Here is a 17,941-nt window from a genome sequence, read left to right on the forward strand (position 1 = left end):
AGCGGCGCGCAACGAGTTCTCGCGGGATACCAAAATGAAAACCTCGATTCATGCCAGGCAGGCGCCGGCCGCGATCGGTCCGTATTCGCAGGCGGTCGAGCAAAGTGGGTTGGTCTTCTGCTCGGGGCAGATCGGTCTCGATCCGGCGTCGGGTACTCTCGTGGAAGGGGGGATCGAATTCGAGACCCGGCGCGCACTCCAGAACCTCGGCGAAGTGCTCGCGGGTGCGGGACTGGATTTCATCGATGTCGTCAAGACCACTATCTTCATGATCGATCTCGCCGAGTTTGAAATCGTCAACCGCGTGTACGGAGAACATTTCGATCCGCCGTATCCGGCGCGCTCGACCGTGCAGGTGGCGGCGCTGCCGCGCAAGGCGCGAATCGAGATCGACGCGATCGCGCTGAAACGCGAGTAGTCTCGCGCCCGTCGCCTCAGATCACTCCAGATTCAGGATCGACAGCGCGGCGGCGTCGAGAAATTGCCCGGACGGATCGAGCTTGCGCGCAGACCGTATCAAGCGCGCCGCGTTCGCCCGGCGGATCGCAGCCGGCAACGGCGCATCGAAGAGCCGCGACTTGTCGAGGTCGATAATAATCACGGTGAAACTCTCTCGCGCTTGCGTCACCAGCAAGTTGTGCAGATTGAGATCGGCGTGAAAGAGCCCCTTGTTGTGCATCGCATCGATCGCTGCGCGCGCTTGCCCGAGAACGTGAGCGCGAACGATCGGATCGTCGTCCGTCTTCACGAATTCCCATAGCGTCATTCCGCGCACCGCACGAGTCAGAAAAAATCCTCGATAAAGAGCGGGACCGATCCATTCGATCATTGCGCCCATCGGCTCCGCCACTGGAATTCCGCGCCGCATCGCTTCAACCGTCAGGGCGAGTTCATTCAGCGGGCGCGGCGTCACGCCCATGTAAACGTCGCTGAGGATCGATCCAATCATTCCGCCGCGACGCCCCCGGCGCGCGAACAGCTCGAGCCCGCCCGCGAGGTTCAGCCGAAATGCGCTCCGGCGATTTCCCGCGCCCGCTTGCGCCGCGGATGTCAGCTCGCCGAGCTTTTGCATGATCTCCGCGGCATGAGAGGCGATGTCGCGATGAATCACCAGCTCCCGGCGTCCGATCCTGAACGCCGAGAAGTTCGGATCGGAGCTCAATTTCATTTGCGAAGGCGGTCTCACGCTTTGGATGTCTCGTTCCCGCTTCGAAGCCACAATGCGAACACGGCGGCAAGCGCGAGCAACGACGAAAGGAAATGCGCCGAGTAAAAGAGGGCGATGCGGTTCAAATAGTTTCCCGTCGCAAGATTGAGCAACAAGGAAAGCGCGAACAGCGTCCACGCGGAAATCAACGGGCTCTCCCCGGCAGTACGATCGGTCCACAGCGCCGCGGTCAGAGCCATGTACGGCACGAGCATCGCCGCGTAATAGCTTTTCCACGAAATCGGCGCGAACGAGGGCATCAGGCAGAACAAGCCGCACAGCGCGAGGCGGCTCGCGAAATTTCCGCACTCATTGCTCATCGCGTCCCAGAGCGATACTGCCGCGACGAGCAGTATTTCGAGCCCCATTCCGGCAATCGTTGCGGCAGCCGACGTTTCCACCTCAGCCCCGCCGCGAAGACTCATCAGGCGCGCGACCGCCGACACGGCCGACTGGTTTGTGAGCATCGTGCGATATCGATTCGTCATCGAAACGATCGCGTTCAGGTACGCGCCGGTTTGATCGATCCATCCGCGCGGCCCAAAGATCACGATTGGCACGACGAGCAGCGCGATTCCCGCCGCCGCCGCCCATCCGAGCGGGGCGAAGCGCCGGCGAATGGCAAGATGAAGCGCGGCCAGCAATCCGAAGGGCTTGATCAGTATCGCCGTCGCAAGCATCAGGCCCGCCCACGCATCGCGAGACTCGTCGGCGTAAACGATCGCCCACACGATCAACGCCAGGGTCGGAAGATTTATCTGGCCGTGTTCGATGTTGTTGTCGATGAACCGGGATGACAGCAACACGGGGACAACGATCAGCGCGGCCGGCAATCGCCGCTCACGGCCGAACAGAATCACGCCCGCGCCTAAAATCAATTCGATCAGCGAAAATGCGTTGACTGCGAAGAAGACAAATTGCGCAACATGGCGTGGGAGCGCCGCGAGCGGCGCGAACCCGATCGCAAAGATCGGTGCGTAGAGAAAACGATCGGAGTCGGCCGGCGGATAGATCGCGAGGCCGTAAAGTACGCGATGCCCCGCGCGATAGTAAACGTTGAAGTCGCCCTGCGCCCGAAGCGTTGCCGAGATGCCGAGCCCGACGATGTAGATGCCCATCGCGAGCCATGCGAACCGGCGGGCGCGCGGGGAGTCGATCGTTTTCATCGCGGAAGGCAGGCTGGCCGCGCGCCGCGCAGTGGTCACGCGATCGGTTTGGCTTCCTCGATCAGCATGATCGGAATGTCATCGCGCACCGGATACTCGAGTCTGCAAGCGCTGCAGACCAGGCCGTCCTGCTTGTCGTTGAGATGCAGGTCGCCCTTGCATTTCGGGCACGCCAGGATGTCGAGCAATTCCTGACTCAGCGCCATCGCGGAAATCCTCCAAGCATTTTCTTTCGTCTTCTATGCATGCGCCGCCGCCGCTGCGGTCATGCGGCCCAGTATCAACTCGTCGAGCGCGCGCGCATCAGCCGCGTCCATCGTTACTTCAAGCCTGAGAGCGTATAGCGAATCGCGCGGGAACGGAAACCGCTCCAGCTTGACCAGGTCCTTCTCGGTCGTGACGACCAGGTCGGTGTCGCGCATCGCATTCACCATAGCCTGCCAGTCAGCGTTCGTGTAGGCGTGATGGTCCGGATATTCAAAAACGCCGACCAGGTCCGCGTCGAGTTCGCGCAGCATCGCATAGAACGCGCTTGAATCCGCCAGACCGCTCACCGCCAGCACGCGTCGTCCCCCCAGTCCCAGCGGGGTTTCGCGCCACACCCCCTGCTCGGCGACCAGGAAGGCGCGCGGCCGCACCGACGCGTGAAGTATTTTGCGCGCGGTTAGTTTCTTCATCTGGGACGGTCGAATTGCCGACGCGCCAATTCCGAAGTTCATCACCACGATCGCGTCTGCGCGCCCGACCGCGCGGATCGGTTCGCGCATCGGTCCGGCCGGGATCATCCAGCCATTGCCAAAGCCGCGCTCGTTGCTCACCAGCACGAGATCCACGTCGCGATTCAAGCGCACGTGCTGAAAGCCGTCGTCCAGGATCACCGCGTCGAGCGGACCGAGCTTGCGTAGCAGCTCGACGCCGTCGATGCGCCGGCGCGCAACCGCAATCGGACCGGTGAACGACTTCGCCATCATCGCCGGTTCATCGCCCGCATCGTCCGGTGAGATTTTCAATGCGCCGCCGTCAGCCACCAGTTCGGCGCGCGCTTTGGATCGCGGGCGTCGGTAGCCGCGGCTCACGATTCCGACGCGCAGGCCGTGGCTCTGCAAGCGCTTGGCGAGAAACAACGTGAACGGCGTCTTGCCGTTTCCGCCGACCGTCAGATTGCCCACGCTCACCGTCATCACCGGCGCCCGCCGTTTCATCATCCGCCAGTACAGATGACGTGCGGCCACGCCGACTCGGTAGAATCCCGCCGCAGCCGCGAGCCCGAACCAAATTGGAAGAAGTGGAGCGGGAAGATCCCGCTGCCACAATCGCTCGATTCGTGGGCGATTCGGACTCGGCTCGCTTGAGGGCATCAGTCAGCCGAGATTAATGAGCCCTTCGAGCTGCTTCAAGGCGAACCGCGCACCGCCCGACGACCTGCTCACTGCGGCGCGCGCGCGTTGGCCCGCACGTTGTCGCGCCTCATCGTCGGCGAGCCATTGCGAAGTTTCGCCGATTATGTCGCGCGAGTTTTTGACGATTCGTGCGCCGCCGGAACTGACCAGCGACGACACTATCTGCTGCTGGTTCTCGTGATACGGACCGATCAGGACCGGGACATCGGCCAACGCGGGCTCGGCCGGGTTTTGCCCGCCGCGTCCCGGCGCGAGGCTGCCGCCGACAAACGCGATCGATCCGCGACGATAGAAGCTGCGCAGCTCGCCCATGGTGTCGAGGATCAAAACGTCCGCGGCGCGCGCCGCGCCCGGTGAATTGAGTTCCGACGCCTTGACGTAATCGAGCGAGGCCGCGTGCAGCGCCTTTTCGATCTCCGGCGTGCGCTCGAGATGGCGCGGCGCTATCGTCAGCGCGAGCTGCGGAAAGTCCTTGCGCAGTTCACGGTAAGCGTCCGCAATCACGGCGTCTTCGCCCACTGCCGTCGATCCCGCGATAAAGATTTTTCGCCCGGGTGCAAACGCCATCAGCTCAGGACGAATTGGTTCTTCATTCGCCATCTGCGCCTGCGCCGCTTCGATTTTGGTGTTGCCGGTGACTACCACTTTTGCCGCGAGATCGAACTTCGCGTAACGCCGCGCGTCTTCGCGGCTCTGCGTCAGAATCAAGGTTGCGCGGCCGAGCGCATCTTCAAACAGGCCGCGCGCGCGCAGGTAACGACGCAACGATCGCTCCGACATCCGGCCGTTGACCACCGCGATCGTCGCGCCCGTCCGCGCGGATTCGATGAAGTAGTTGGGCCAGATTTCAGTCTCGGTGATCAGCACCACGCTCGGCTGCACGCGCTCCAGAAAGGATCGCACCGCGCGCTGATTGTCCAGCGGCGCAAGCATCCACGCCGCCGCCCCCGGGATTCGACGCTTGGCCGCCTCACGGCCCGCCGCCGTCATCGCGGTGATTGCCATGATTGCGCCCGGATAGTGTTCGAGCAGACCGTTGGCGACCGGGCGAATCGCTTCGATCTCGCCGACCGAGGCCGCATGAATCCAGATTCGCGGTGCGCCCGTGGCATCCGGAAAATCGCCGTGCCCCATCCGCTCGCGATAGTCCCGCATGTTCGCAGGATGCGCGGCCAGCAGCGCAAACGGCAGCGCCGGATACCACAACAAATTGTACAGCGCGCTTAGCATCGAAGCCTCGTCGATCCGCACACCTGACGATTCGAATTTACGATCAGTGAGTATCAGTTAACGAGACCGCCGTTGCCGGCCAGGTCTTCGGGGGACATGAATTGAAGGTCGTAGAGCTTTCGGTACTCCTGCCCGCGCGCAAACAATTCGTCGTGCGTTCCATCCTCAACTATCCGGCCGTGAACGACTACGACGATCCGGTCTGCCCGGCGCACCGTGGACAGCCGATGCGCTATCACCAGCGTCGTGCGATTTGCCATCAGATGCTCGAGCGCTTCCTGCACGGATCGTTCGGCCGCCGAATCCAGCGACGAGGTTGCCTCGTCCAGGATCAGAATCGGCGCGTCCTTGAGCAGCGCCCGCGCGATCGCGATTCGCTGCCGCTCTCCGCCCGATATGCGCACGCCCCGTTCGCCCACCATCGTCTCGTAACCGTTGGGCAGGCGGGTGATGAAGTCGTGAGCGTTGGCGAGCTTGGCGGCCGCGATTACGCGCTCGAGATGCTTGTCGCTGCTGCCGTACGCGATATTGGCGCGAATCGTGTCGTCGAACAGAAACGTGCTCTGCGTGACCAGACCGATTTCCGCGCGCAGCGACTTAAGCCGCAGCTTGCGTATGTCGATTCCGTCAACCGTGACGCGTCCTTGCTGTACGTCGTAAAAGCGCGGAATCAAATCCGCCATCGTGGATTTGCCGCCGCCGCTCATCCCCACCAGCGCCACAACCCTGCCGACCCCGATCTCCAGGTTGATATCGTGCAGCACCCATTCGTCGCCGTACCGGAAACTGACGTTCTCGAACGCGACGCTATGCGGGCCGGGCCGCAGCTCGATTCCATCGGGATCGTCGGGAACCTCGCTCGGATGATCCATCATCTCGAAGACGCGTTCGGCCGCGGCCAGCCCCTGCTGGATAGTGTTATTGGTCTTGCTGACGCTCTTGAACGGCGGGTACACGAGAATCATGACCGCAAAGAACCCCGCGAATTGACCCAACGTGCGCGTGCCCGCCTGCAGCGATCCCACCGCCCACCAGACCACCGCGACGACCGCGAACGCGCCCACCGCCTCGATCATCGGTCCGGTAAGCGCCTTGATCCGCGCCACCCGCATGAAGATTCGGAACAGCCGCTTGAGCTCCCGATTGAAACGCGCGCGCTCGTAATCTTCCATTCCGAAGGCCTTGACCACGCGGTTTCCCTGGAAGGTTTCAACCAGCAGCGACTGCAAACCGCTCAATTGTTTCTGCTGATTTTTGGTTTCGCGGCGGACTTTCTTGGAAAGACTGACGATCGGCAACACCACGATTGGAAAACCGATAAACGCAATGATCGCGAGCTGCCAATCCATGTGGAAGGCCACCGCCAGCAACGTGATCACCGACATGCCACCGCCGACGAACGAAAACACGCCGTCGCTCAGGCTCGACACCACCAGGCTGACGTCGCTGATGACTCGCGAAACCATCACGCCCGTCGGCGTACGATTGAAAAAACTCAGCGACTGGCGTTGCAGGCTCTCGTTCAGGTCGCCCCGGATATCCATCGTCATCTTCTGGGCGATGTATGCGCTCAGGTAGTCGTCGGAAAAATTGGCGATCGCGCGCAGCAAAAATAATCCCGCGAGCACCAGCGAGTATTCGCGCAGCTTCAAGGCGCCGTGCGCATCGAGCTGATGAGTGACTCCGAGATTAGTGCCCAGATCGACCACCCACTTCGTGAGGAGTGGGATCCCGCCGGTGGCCGCCGCCAGCAGGCCCATCGCGATTCCAAGCAACAGCACGTACGGGAACAGGTATGGGCGGAGGTAGCCGTACAGTCGCCATTGCAATGGGGTAAGCAGCCTCATGCGGTCATCCTGGACGCGATCATCTCGAGCGCGATCGTCGCGACTCGCCCCGCCGCTCCCGGCGATCCGAGCTTCTCGCGCAATGCCTTCAGCGCGGCCACCGTTTCCACGCGGATCGTGTCGCTCAAAAGCGGCTCGGCGGCTCGTACGAGCTTCTCCGCAGTCACGTCACCCTGGATCAGTTCCGGCACGATTTGCCGGCCCGCCAGGATATTCGGCAGCCCGATAAAATCCACTCCCGTCACCAGCATCCGCCCTAGGATATAGGTAAGTGGCGACACTTTGTAGGCGATAACTTCGGGGCATCCGAGCAGCGCCGTTTCCAGCGTGGCGGTCCCCGACGCGACCAGCGCGAGTTCGCTCGCCGCGACAATGTTGTATGTGTCGCCCTCGACAATCCTGATTCCCGCCAGGTCCGTGCGTCCAACCTCGGCGAGTTCGGCCTGGCTCAAGGTCGGCGCCAGCGCGAGCGCTATTTCAAGGCCATGATCGCGCCCGACAATCCGCGCCGCCTTGACCATCGGACCCAGCAGGTAGCGAACTTCGGCGCGGCGGCTGCCCGGCAGGATCGAGATGATCCGCGCGCGCGGGGGGAATCCATGGCGCTTCAGCGTCTCCTCCCGGCTCTGGACCGTGGCGATTCGATCGAGCAGCGGATGCCCTACGAAAGAAACGCGCTCGCCCGCGCGATGGAATAGTTCGGCCTCGAACGGCAGCACCACCGCGAGGCGGTCCGCGCGATCTACCAGCTTGTCGATTCGGCCGCGCCGCCACGCCCAGACCTGCGGCGTGATGTAGTAGAGCACCGGCACGCCCACGCGCCTGGCCGTGCCGGAGAGCATCAGGTTGAACTCCGCGTAGTCGATCAGGATCACAAGGTCCGGCTTCTCCCGCCTGATGATTCGACGCAGTGCGCGAAACGCGCCAATCGTGCGCCCAATGGTGGAAGCCAGTTCCGAAAGTCCCAGCCCGTGGATGTCCTCCGTCGCGACGATCGCCCGCACCCCGGCCGCGCGCATCTTCTCGCCCGCGATTCCGAACAGGTCGCACGACGGATCGCGCGCGAGAATTTCCCGCGCCAAATCGCCGCCATGAAGATCGCCCGACGCCTCGCCCGCAACGATCATGATGCGGCGCCCGCGTTCGGTCTCCTTCAGGCGCTCTCCAAGCGGCGGCGGCGCTTCGGCATTCAACGGCATCGAAGGGATTGTGATTGAAAAACGCGACGCCGCAAATAGGCTTGCCCGTGCGATTCAGTCGCCGGGAGCGAACCGCGCCGCATGCTGCATCTCTCAACCCTTGTTCAGAGTCTTTCTGACGTCATCGACGATATCCTGGGCTTTTACGATTTCGCCATTGTATTCGTTCACCAACCGCCCATCCGGTCCGATCAGCATCATATCGACCAGGTGGCCGACCGAACCGTCCGGCATGACTTGCCGGCTGAGCTTGAAGCCCGCCAGCGCTTTATCGATGTTCCCGGGACTTCCGGTCAGGAAATACCATCCTTTCTTGTCCGCCCCCTGCTGACGCGCGTAATCGAGCAACTGCTTGGGGCCGTCATGCTCGGGATCGACGCTGATCGAAACGATCGTGACCTTCGAACCGAGGTCGGGCCCCAGCCGGATCGCGACGTTCGTCAACTTCGCCGTCTCCATCAGGCATTCCCCCTTGCACGAGGTATAGATGAAATCCACCACCAGCGGTTTGCCCTTGAGCGACGCGAGCGAGACCTGGCTGCCATTCTGATCGACGAGCTTGGTGTCAGTGAGAACGCTCGCGGCCGCGCCGCCCGCGGTTGAGTCGCGGTGGCATCCGCCAGCCGCGAACAGGCTCGACGTAATTACTACGATGATGGCGAGAGATCTGAGATTACAGTGAATACTCATATTATATCCGTACTGGTAATGACCTTGCTATAGCTACTCAGATAGTCAGAAGAGCGCATGCCCGGCTTTAAGGTCTGTGGTCTTGATGTGTACGATTTTGGAATCGTCCTCGTGCGGCAGGCTGACGGGCACGCACGACGCTTTGCCTTCAGTCATGCGATCGATTGGGTAGTGATTCCCGCACACCCGGCAAATCAGTTCGCCGCCGACCACCCGGTAGCCGCGATGGAACGCGGAGCACTGGCGGCATGCGTCGAACACCGAGCGCACCTTGCCGTCGTGGCCGCGCGCGAGCACGAAGCGCAGCCGCTTGCCCGCGTCATCGGTGTAAGAGAAAAGCCGCGCGCTACCGGGGCGCATCGCGGACACGTTGACCGCGACTTCGTCGGCGCCGGTCACCGTTGTGCAATCTGAGGTCGCGATGAAGATGAGAAACGCGGCGACGCCGGCTGCGAGCACCAGACCGCCGAGAATCTTGAGCCTGATCGGACGCATCACAAATCGATGCTGTCGCAGCGGACGGGAGGCGTCAAGGCGCGGCCGAATCCGTCAGCATCACTTCCTTGATTCTCTCGGTTAGTTCCATCACGCGAAGTCCGTCCTCGGCGCTGACGGCCGGCGTGGACCTGCTGCGAACTGCCGCGACGAATGCATTGACTTCGTCGGCGAGCGGATCGCCTTCGCCGAAATCGATCTGCTCCGCCGAGATGGTGGGGAACTGAGCGCCCGGCGCCGGCGGAGTTTTGCGATACATCTGGATGCTGCGCGCCTCGTAATCAACCGAGAGGTACGCGTCGGGCTGGAAGAAACGAATCTTGCGTTCGCGCCGGGGCGACACGCGGCTGGTGACCAGATTTGCGATGAGACCGCTCCGGAAGCGGATACGCGCGTTGGCGAGGTCGATTCGATCGGTAAGGATCGCGACCCCGACCGCCTCGAGCGACGCGACCTCCGACGGCGCCACCGACAGGATCACGTCGAGGTCGTGCACCATCAGATCGAGCACCACATCCACGTCGGTGCCGCGCTCGGTGAACGGCGCGAGCCGATGGCATTCCACGAAGCGCGGATTTTTCACGATCGAATGCAGATGAACGACCGCCGGATTGAACCGCTCGAGGTGGCCAATCTGAAGAATGCGGCCGCTCGTCGACGCCAGCCTGGCCAGTTCACGCGCCTGGACCAGCGTCTCGGCCATCGGCTTTTCCAGCAGCACGTCGATGCCCGACTTCAGCATCGCGGATGCGATCTCATGATGCGTCACGCCGGGTGACGCGACCGTCACGAGGTCAACCTTGCCCACCAGCATCCGGTAATCGGCCAGCGGCGTCGCGCCAACTTCCATCGCTACGGCTCGCGCCCGCGCGGCGTCGATATCGACGACGTGTGCGAGCTTGATTCCCGAAATGGCGGCGTACTTGCGCGCGTGCAGCGTGCCGAGGCGTCCCGCGCCAATTACTGCGGCGCGCAGCTCAACCACTGGTTTCCGCATAACCGTATAACGTCACGTTTTTCACGCGCGCGAGTTCGAGCGTGCGCTCGCGTTCCAGAATCAGCGCGACTTCAGCTTCGACGCCTAACATCGCCGCGCCGATCTCGGCGAGCAATTGCACCGTAGCCGGGCCAATCGCGGGGCGATCGAAGCGCATGTCCTGGCCCGGTTTGGCCGCCTTGGCCACCACCAGGCCCGCGCCCACCAGCGCGGCTGCGCGGCGCAGCGCGGCGTCCGTTCCCTCCAGCGCTTCCACCGCCGCGACCATCCCGTCGCGGACCGCGACCGTCTGGCCGATATCGTAACTGCCGAGCCGGCGCGCGACCGCGAATGCGAGCTCGAGATCGCGGATTTGCGCGGGAGTCGGCTCGGGTCCGGCGCCGACGCCGGCGCGCGCGAGCCAATGCTCGATCATCGGGATCGGATCGATCATTTTGATTCCTTCGGTTTCGACTTCACGCGCGACGCCGCGGAGCACAGCGTCGTCGCTGAAGCGTCCGATTCCCGCCAGCATCTTAAGCGCGCGCGCGTCGGGCGCGAAAGAATCTTTCAGCCGCGCGCGTGAGATGCCGCCGGCCATCGCCGCTTCCGAGACTCCGGCGCTTTTGAAAACGTCGATTATTTTCTGCAGCTCGCCGACTTTGATCCAGGTGACTTCGCCGGCCACCGAGTCAAGCGCGCGATCGCTTTCATTCAGGTGCGCGACCGCGATGACTTTTATTCCGCGCTCGCGTGCGGCGCGCGCCACTTCGAGCGGGAAGACGCCGTTGCCCGCGATGAGCCCGAGCTTATTCACGCTCGCGGCCAACGACTCCGCGCTTCGAGTTGTTTATGAAATCAACCAGCCGCACGACTTCGGCAACCGTACCGTACTCGTCCAGGACCTGCTTCATGGCATCGTCGCGCAACAGCTTCGAGAAAAACAGCGTGCGGATCGCGGACTTGAGCGCCGCAATCGTTTCGGGCTTGAAGCCGCGCCGCTGCAGGCCGACTTCGTTGACGCCCGCCAGCCGCGCGCGCTCGGTTCCCGCCACCATCGAGTACGGCGGCACGTCCTGCGCCACCTTTGCGCCCGCCGCCACGATCGCGTGAGTGCCGATGCGGCTGAACTGATGCACCCCGACCTGGCCCTCGCAAATCGCGTACTCCTCGATAACGCAGTGGCCGGCCAGCCCCGTGCACGCCGCCAGGATCACGTGGTCGCCGATGATGCAGTCGTGCGCCACGTGCGCGTACGTCATCACCAGCGTGTGACTGCCAATTTTTGTCATCATCCCGCCGCCTTCGGTGCCGCGGTGAACGGTCGCGAACTCGCGAATCATGTTGTCGTCGCCGATTTCGACGACCGACGGTTCGCCCTTGAATTTGAGGTCTTGCGGTTCCGCGCCGATGGCGGCGAACTGCCAGATGCGATTGCGCTCGCCGATCGTGGTGTTACGCTCGATCATCGCGCAAGGCCCGACCACGCTGCCGGCTCCAATCTTGACGTCCGGTCCGATCACCGCACCCGGACCGACTTCGACGCTCGTGTCGAGGTCGGCCCGCTTGTCGATGACCGCGGAGGAATGGATTCGGCCCGCTATCGGACTTGCTCCTCGACTTCCATCGCGGACAATTCCGCTTGGGCCGCCAATTCGTCGCCGACGCGCGCCACCCCGTGCATCCGCCACAGCGGACGATGAAATTTTAGAATTTTTACTTCCATCCGCAGCTGATCGCCCGGGATTACGCGGCGGCGAAAGCGTACTTTGTCCAATCCTGTCAGCATGAACAGACGTGCCGGGTCCCCGCCCAATTCATTGAGCGCCAGGATCGCCCCCGACTGCGCCAGCGCCTCGACGATCAACACCCCCGGCATCACAGGATGACCCGGAAAATGCCCCGCGAAATACGGTTCGTTGAAGCTGACGTTCTTGACGGTTACGACGCGGCCCTTGACCAGTTCTACGATGCGATCGACCAGCAGAAACGGATAGCGATGGGGCAGCAGTCCCAACACGCGCCCAAGCTCCGCGACTTTTGCGTCGTCAGGCACCGGGAATTACTTCGCGCACCTTGTTTCGAGCGGCCTACTTCGAGATCGTCGACCGCTTGGCCGCCGCCGAGCCGAAATCCGACGGAGCCGGCGCGCTGGCCTGCCCGGCCTGAACGCTCGCGCGCGATATTCCGCCGCCGGCGCCTTCGCCGACCGAGCCGATCGCCACGTGCATCGCGTTGTAACTGCGGATTACCTGGTCGGTAATATCGATGCCCGGAGCACCCCACAGGATCGATCCCTTCTCCATCACCATCGTGTAGCCGTCACGCTCTCCAAGCGAGCGGATGACCTGCGCGAGGTCATGCACGATTTTCGCCGTGACCTCCTGGTCCTTGGCCTGCAACTCGTCCTTCGAGTCCTTGTAGTCGCGCTCGAAGTTCTTGAGCTTTTCCACGTACTGGTCCTGCAGACTCTGGCGCTGATCCTGGTTCATCAGCATACCCTTTTTTTCCATCTCGTCCTTAAGGGACTGGACCTCATTTTGCTGCCGCTGCAGTTTCGCCTCCACCGATGTGACACGGCCCTGGAATTCGGCCTTGGCCCGCTTGCCGGCGTCGCACTCATTGAGCGCTCGCTGCACGTCAACATACGCGAACTTCAGGTCGGCCCGCGCGGGAACTGCCGCGGACGTCACCGCAAGGAACGCACCGAACAACGCACCGATGAACAACCGTTGCCTCATACAGCCCGGAAAGCCTCCTGTTGACTAGCCACCTGGGACGCGTCCTCATTACGGCGCATCACTCGTGCCTGGGAAACATACACAATAGTACGTCACCGAGCATCAAATCCAGTTGCCCACGGTCTCATCGTCGCCCGATGTCGAAAAATCGACCGACGCTAGAGCGGGGAGCCGGCCCCGATTTCGAAGACGGTTTTCTGGTCGGCCGGCCGCGGATTGATCGGGAAAGCGATATCCACCGCCAGCGGCCCGAATGGCGATTTCCAGCGCACGCCGAATCCAAACGACGCCTGCAGCTGGTCGATATTGATCGAATCCTTGAGCAGGAACGATTGCCCCGCGTCGCTGAATACCACCCCGCGGATTCCCAATCCCGACAGTATCGGGAAGGTGATTTCGTTGCTCAGCAACAATTCCTTGCTGCCGCCGATGTCCTGAACGCTCAGCGGAGTGCCGTTCTGGGCGTACAGCGTCACCTGCGGTCCCAACGAATAGAGCTGATAGCCGCGCACGTCGCCGGGACCGCCGACACCGCCGGGGAAGAATCGCTCGTACAGCGGCAACTCGCCGCCGGTCCCGCTTTGCAGGTTGGTCCCGATGCCGAACGTGATTCCCTGCGACAGCACGAACGTTCCCAGCGACTGGCTCTTCAGGAACGGATAGAAATATCGGAAATGCGCGACGCCCTTGATGAATTCGTTGCCGCCGCCGATTCCGCCGAACTGCATGCTGAGACTCTCGACGGTGCCGGTGCGCGGATCGACCGGATTATCGACCGTGAAGCGGCGTATCGTCGGCGTAATTTCTGAGGTCTGCGTGTAGCCCTTGTAGCGCTCGATTTGGTAAGTCGTATACTGGTTCAGCCCCGTGATTCCTACGCTCTGAAACGAGTAGCCCAGTCCCGCCTGCACGTCCTTGAGAGAGAACGGCCCCAGCTTCTTGAAGCCGAGCTCGGTCAGCGGATATGTCGTGGTCAGGGTGAAGCCTGCCGACGACTGGTTGAAGCTCAGCAGGTAAGTTTTATTGTCGAACAACTGCATGCCCACGGCGAGCGGCATGTCCAGGAACCACGGCTCCGTGTAACTGACGCTGTAGTTCTGGAACAGGAAGCCGACCTGCGCGTTGAGGATCAGCGATTCGCCGCCGCCGAACAGGTTGGTGTTGCCCAGCGTAAAGTTGCCGAACAGCGATTGATAGCTGTCGAATCCGCCCGCCACCTGGAACGACGCGGTGTTGCCCTCGGTCACGTTCACGTCGAGGTTTATCTTGTCGGGCTGCGCCGCCGGCGAGGTCGTGATGCGCGTGTCGGTGAAGAATCCCAGCCGGTCCAGCCGCACCTTCGAATCCCGGATCTCTTCGGCGCTGTACGGCTCCTGCTCCTGAATCTGGATCTCGCGGCGGATTACCTTGTCCGAGGTCTTGGTGTTGCCGCTGATATTGACGCGGTCGATTAGCACTTCGTGGCCCGGATTGATCACGAACACCACGTTGACTCGCTTGGTGGTGTGGACCAGTTGCGTGCGCGGATCGATGTTGACGTACGCGTAACCCCGGTTCGAGTAGAAATCCGACAGCGCGAGCACCTGGCGCTGCAACGCCGAGCCGCGGAACAGTTGTCCGCTCTTCATCGTCAGCAGCCTGCGCAGTTCGCGGCGCGGAAACTTCAGGTTGCCTTCGATGTTGATTCGGCCGACGCGGTACGGCGTGCCCTCGTCGATCGTTATTATGATCGTAATCTGCCCGCCGCTGCGCACCAACTGTGGCTGCCCAATCTGCACGTTCAGGTAGCCGTTGTCGTAATAAAACGCCGTCAGCCGATCGACGTCCTCCTGCAGTTTCTTCTGATCGAGCGCGCCCCATCCCGTCAACCAGCTCAGCAATTTGCTGTAGGTTGCCGTCTCCATCTGGCCTTTCAAAATGGACGATGAAAACGACTTGTTGCCCTCGAACACGATCTTGGTGATCTCGACCTTCGACCCTTCGGTCACGTCGAATTCGCCGAACGCCGTGTTGTCGGGCTGCGGTATCGCCTTGAAGACTACTTTGGCGTCCGTGTAGCCCTTGTCCGCGTAAGCCTGCGTCACGCCGGCGATCGTCTCCTTTACCGCGATCGGATCGAGGATCGACCCCGGATGCACCTTCACCGCCTCGACTATCTTGTCGTCGTTCGACCGAATCGCCTTCATCCCATAGAACTTGACGTCGGTAATCTGCGGGCGCTCCTTTACCCGGTATACCAGCACGTTGCGGCTGCCCCGCTGCTCTACGTGGGCGGTCACCGATTCGAAAAAACCCATCCTGTAAATCGACTTGATGTCCACATCGACCGCCGTCTGATCGAGCGGCTGGTTCGTCTGCTGCGTGATGTGGATCAGAATCGCGTCCTGTTCGACGCGTTGATTGCCGGCGATCTCAACCTTCGAGATTATCGGCGCCGGGCCCTGCGCACGCGCGACGGCCGCCGCGAGCAACGAGAACGTCGCAATCGCTGCAAGCACCAGCGCGCCGTTTGCCGGCAATAGCCCGCGGGGCCGACGATGTAGCCCCCAAAATGACGGCGCGCGCGGTGCGCGCGCGTTGAATTTTCCGGATTTCACTCAAACACACCAAAAGCGCCGACCAAACTAGCCAATCGCTCCCCCCATGTAAACCGAATACTCCGAAGCGGCTAAACTCGATTGTTTCCCTTCCCGGATGGGACGGGGTTAGGGGCCAGTTTCTCTCGTTGCTCGGGTGCAGGGGCCGGCCTCTGCCGTTCGTCGAACAGCTTTCCTTCGTTGAGCCGCAGCGCGCGCCCGACGCTGCGCGTCAACTGCTCGTTATGGGTTGCGATCACCAGCGTGATCCCAAGCTCGCGATTGAGCTTGTGAAACAGCTCGTGCACTTCTTCCGCCGTATGCGGATCGAGATTGCCCGTCGGCTCGTCCGCCAGCAGCAGCTTGGGCCGCAGCACCACCGCGCGCGCCACCGCGACGCGTTGCTGTTCGCCCCCCGACAGTTCCGCCGGCCGGCGCCGCAGCTTGTCGCCCAGCCCGACGATTTCCAGCATCTCGGTCGCACGCCGGCTCGCTTCGGCGTCGTTGATGCGGCCGATCAACGCCGGCATCATCACGTTTTCCAGAGCCGTGAAGTCCGCCAGCAGGTAATGGAACTGGAAAACGAAGCCCAGCTTCAGGTTGCGGAACTCCGCCAGCGATTTCTGATCGAGCGCGAACAAATCTTCGCCCTCGAAATAAACCTTGCCTGCGGTCGGCTCTTCCAGGCTCCCCATAATATGGAGCAGCGTGGACTTGCCGGTTCCCGATTGCCCCACAATCGCGATCTCCTCGCCCGCCTGGACCGTCAGATCGAGACCGCGCAGCACGCGAATCTCGCGATCGGCGTCATAGAATGTCTTGTCGAGGCCGCGCACCTCGATTAGACGCCCCTGCGCAAGCTTGGGTTTCGCTTTCGCCACCGCCGCAGCTCGCGCCTCACTCATAGCGAATCACCTCGACCGGCGAGAGTCTCGCGGCCTGCAATGCCGGATAGATCGATGCAAGCAGGCACAGCACGATCGTCGCCGCCGCAACCGCGATGAAGTTCCACGCGTTGAGCGTCACCGGCACCGCACTCACCATGAACATGTCGGCCGGCAGACTAATCAAATGGTACTTGCCTATCAGGTACGCCGTCACGAACCCCGCGCCCACGCCCAAAACCGTGCCGATCACGCCCAGCGCCGCGCCTTCGCACAGAAAGATCGACGCCACCGACGCCGCCCGCGCACCCATCGTGCGCACGATCGCAATCTCCTTGCGCCGTTCCATCACCACCATCACCAACGTCGCAATTATGTTGAAGGCCGCCACCAGCACGATCAGCAGCAGCACCATGAAGTAGGTGAACTTCTCCAGCGCGAGCGCGGAGAACAGCGGCGCGTTGGCCGTCGTCCAATCCGAGACCTCGAAATCAGGCCCCGCCATCGCCGCGATCCGGGCGCGCATCGCCGGCGCGTCGAACATGTTGACCAGCCGCAACTCGAGCCCGCTTTCGAGCGACGCATCGTCGGCCAGCAACGCGCGTCCGTCTTTCAATGCGACGAATATCAGCGTCGAATCGAACTCGTACATGCCCGAGTGAAAGAACCCCGTCACCACGAATCGCTTGAGGCGCGGAGGCCCGATTCCTGCTCCCAAGCTCGCCGGCGAAATCAGTATCACCGGGTCGCCCGGCCTCACCCCAAGCTCGAACGCCAGCGACTTGCCGATGATCGCACCGGGCAGCTCGACCTGGCGCTTGACGCCCTTGTCCACAATCGTCACCGGATGCGTCGTCTCGAGGTCCGCGAGCGTCCCGTTCTCCAGCGTGTCGCTTAATTCCTTGAGCACCGGATTGTCGTGCGGCTGTACCCCGCGGATAACTCCGCCCGACACCAGCCCCGCGGCGCCCGAGTCCGTGCTCGAGACCGCCATCACCTGCGACGTGACGAATGGCGCCGCCGCCGCCACCCCCGGTATCGCGGCGATCTTCTTCTCGATCTCGGCCGGATTCCAAACTCCGCCGTCGCTGCGTTCGATCGTTATCTGCGGCGTAAACGTGAGCAATAGGTTGCGCAGATCTTTCTCGAATCCGCTCATCACCGACAACGCAACCGACAAGGTGAACGTCCCAATCGTTATCCCGGCCAGCGAGATGATCGCGATGAGCGACACGAATCGTTCGCGCCGCCGCGCCCGCAAATATCGCAGGCCAATCAGGAATTCGTAGCGCAACGCGTCACCTTTGCATTTGGCTTTTTTACTTTTTTACCGGATCCGGCCCGCCCGCGCACACCCGCCGCCGCGCCCAAACTGCCCCTTTTTTGTCTTCGATTGAATCAAATCGGGTTGGTGATCGTCATAGTCGCCGAGGGCTGAGGGATTTGCAACGATTGTGGGTTGCGTTGCGCAGCGGTGGTGAAATATGCTGACGGCGTTTTGAGACGAAATGCGGAGGATGCTCGCATGAA

The 17,941-nt window shown here is 62.2% G+C and carries 17 protein-coding genes and 1 pseudogene; 1 reads left to right on the forward strand and 17 read right to left on the reverse strand.

The features are described from left to right. Positions 1-34 precede the first annotated feature (34 nt). Entirely contained in the window at positions 35-418 is a 384-nt protein-coding gene (locus ABR989_RS16335; RefSeq protein ID WP_428130379.1) for a RidA family protein, read from the forward strand. 21 nt (positions 419-439) lie between these two features. On the opposite strand, the gene ABR989_RS16340 is transcribed toward ABR989_RS16335, so the two are convergent. The 17 genes and pseudogenes from ABR989_RS16340 to ABR989_RS16420 form a co-directional block, all read right to left on the reverse strand. After that, complete coding sequence (locus ABR989_RS16340; RefSeq protein ID WP_428130380.1) at positions 440-1,168, reverse strand: lipopolysaccharide kinase InaA family protein; 729 nt, start codon at positions 1,166-1,168, stop codon at positions 440-442. A 14-nt stretch (positions 1,169-1,182) separates the two neighbouring features. Then, complete coding sequence (locus ABR989_RS16345; protein ID WP_428130381.1) at positions 1,183-2,373, reverse strand: glycosyltransferase family 87 protein; 1,191 nt, start codon at positions 2,371-2,373, stop codon at positions 1,183-1,185. A gap of 35 nt (positions 2,374-2,408) precedes the next feature. Then, a complete protein-coding gene (locus tag ABR989_RS16350; protein WP_331959418.1) occupies positions 2,409-2,579 on the reverse strand; it encodes a Trm112 family protein in 171 nt (56 codons plus the stop codon). A gap of 33 nt (positions 2,580-2,612) precedes the next feature. Next, complete coding sequence (gene lpxK, locus ABR989_RS16355) at positions 2,613-3,731, reverse strand: tetraacyldisaccharide 4'-kinase (protein WP_428130382.1); 1,119 nt, start codon at positions 3,729-3,731, stop codon at positions 2,613-2,615. A 3-nt stretch (positions 3,732-3,734) separates the two neighbouring features. Next, positions 3,735-5,003, reverse strand: coding sequence for a 3-deoxy-D-manno-octulosonic acid transferase (locus tag ABR989_RS16360; protein WP_428130383.1), 1,269 nt, complete (start codon positions 5,001-5,003; stop codon positions 3,735-3,737). Positions 5,004-5,056: 53 nt separating this feature from the next. Continuing rightward, entirely contained in the window at positions 5,057-6,850 is a 1,794-nt protein-coding gene (locus ABR989_RS16365; protein WP_428130384.1) for an ABC transporter ATP-binding protein, read from the reverse strand. Next, entirely contained in the window at positions 6,847-8,049 is a 1,203-nt protein-coding gene (lpxB, locus tag ABR989_RS16370) for a lipid-A-disaccharide synthase (RefSeq protein WP_428130385.1), read from the reverse strand. The genes ABR989_RS16365 and lpxB overlap by 4 nt, the downstream gene beginning before the upstream one ends. Positions 8,050-8,142: 93 nt before the next feature. Beyond that, positions 8,143-8,739 (reverse strand): SCO family protein, encoded by a 597-nt coding sequence (locus ABR989_RS16375; RefSeq protein WP_428130386.1) that lies wholly within the window; start codon positions 8,737-8,739, stop codon positions 8,143-8,145. 45 nt (positions 8,740-8,784) lie between these two features. Beyond that, a complete protein-coding gene (locus ABR989_RS16380) occupies positions 8,785-9,234 on the reverse strand; it encodes a Fe-S-containing protein (RefSeq protein ID WP_428130387.1) in 450 nt (149 codons plus the stop codon). A gap of 34 nt (positions 9,235-9,268) precedes the next feature. Next, positions 9,269-10,231: a Gfo/Idh/MocA family protein gene (locus ABR989_RS16385; RefSeq protein ID WP_428130388.1), complete on the reverse strand. Its 963-nt coding sequence runs from the start codon at positions 10,229-10,231 to the stop codon at positions 9,269-9,271. Then, positions 10,212-11,027 carry an LpxI family protein gene (locus tag ABR989_RS16390; protein ID WP_428130389.1) on the reverse strand — a complete coding sequence of 272 codons (816 nt, stop codon included), beginning with the start codon at positions 11,025-11,027 and terminating at the stop codon, positions 10,212-10,214. The genes ABR989_RS16385 and ABR989_RS16390 overlap by 20 nt, the downstream gene beginning before the upstream one ends. Continuing rightward, entirely contained in the window at positions 11,020-11,847 is an 828-nt protein-coding gene (gene lpxA / locus ABR989_RS16395; protein WP_428130394.1) for an acyl-ACP--UDP-N-acetylglucosamine O-acyltransferase, read from the reverse strand. The genes ABR989_RS16390 and lpxA overlap by 8 nt, the downstream gene beginning before the upstream one ends. Beyond that, a complete protein-coding gene (fabZ, locus tag ABR989_RS16400) occupies positions 11,811-12,266 on the reverse strand; it encodes a 3-hydroxyacyl-ACP dehydratase FabZ (RefSeq protein ID WP_428130390.1) in 456 nt (151 codons plus the stop codon). Before fabZ ends, lpxA begins: the two co-directional genes overlap by 37 nt. A 34-nt stretch (positions 12,267-12,300) precedes the next feature. Further along, positions 12,301-12,951: an OmpH/Skp family outer membrane protein gene (locus ABR989_RS16405; protein ID WP_428130391.1), complete on the reverse strand. Its 651-nt coding sequence runs from the start codon at positions 12,949-12,951 to the stop codon at positions 12,301-12,303. A 158-nt stretch (positions 12,952-13,109) separates the two neighbouring features. Next, positions 13,110-15,470 (reverse strand): outer membrane protein assembly factor BamA, encoded by a 2,361-nt coding sequence (gene bamA / locus ABR989_RS16410; protein ID WP_428130392.1) that lies wholly within the window; start codon positions 15,468-15,470, stop codon positions 13,110-13,112. Between the two features lie 245 nt (positions 15,471-15,715). Beyond that, positions 15,716-16,432, reverse strand: a pseudogene (locus ABR989_RS16415) (ABC transporter ATP-binding protein); the annotation flags it as partial. Then, positions 16,425-17,705 (reverse strand): FtsX-like permease family protein, encoded by a 1,281-nt coding sequence (locus ABR989_RS16420; RefSeq protein ID WP_428130393.1) that lies wholly within the window; start codon positions 17,703-17,705, stop codon positions 16,425-16,427. The gene ABR989_RS16420 and the pseudogene ABR989_RS16415, both read right to left, overlap by 8 nt. Between the last annotated feature and the right edge of the window lie 236 nt (positions 17,706-17,941).

It is taken from the genome of Binatus soli (SeqCode) (assembly GCF_050015535.1).
GTDB lineage: Bacteria > Desulfobacterota > Binatia > Binatales > Binataceae > Binatus > Binatus soli.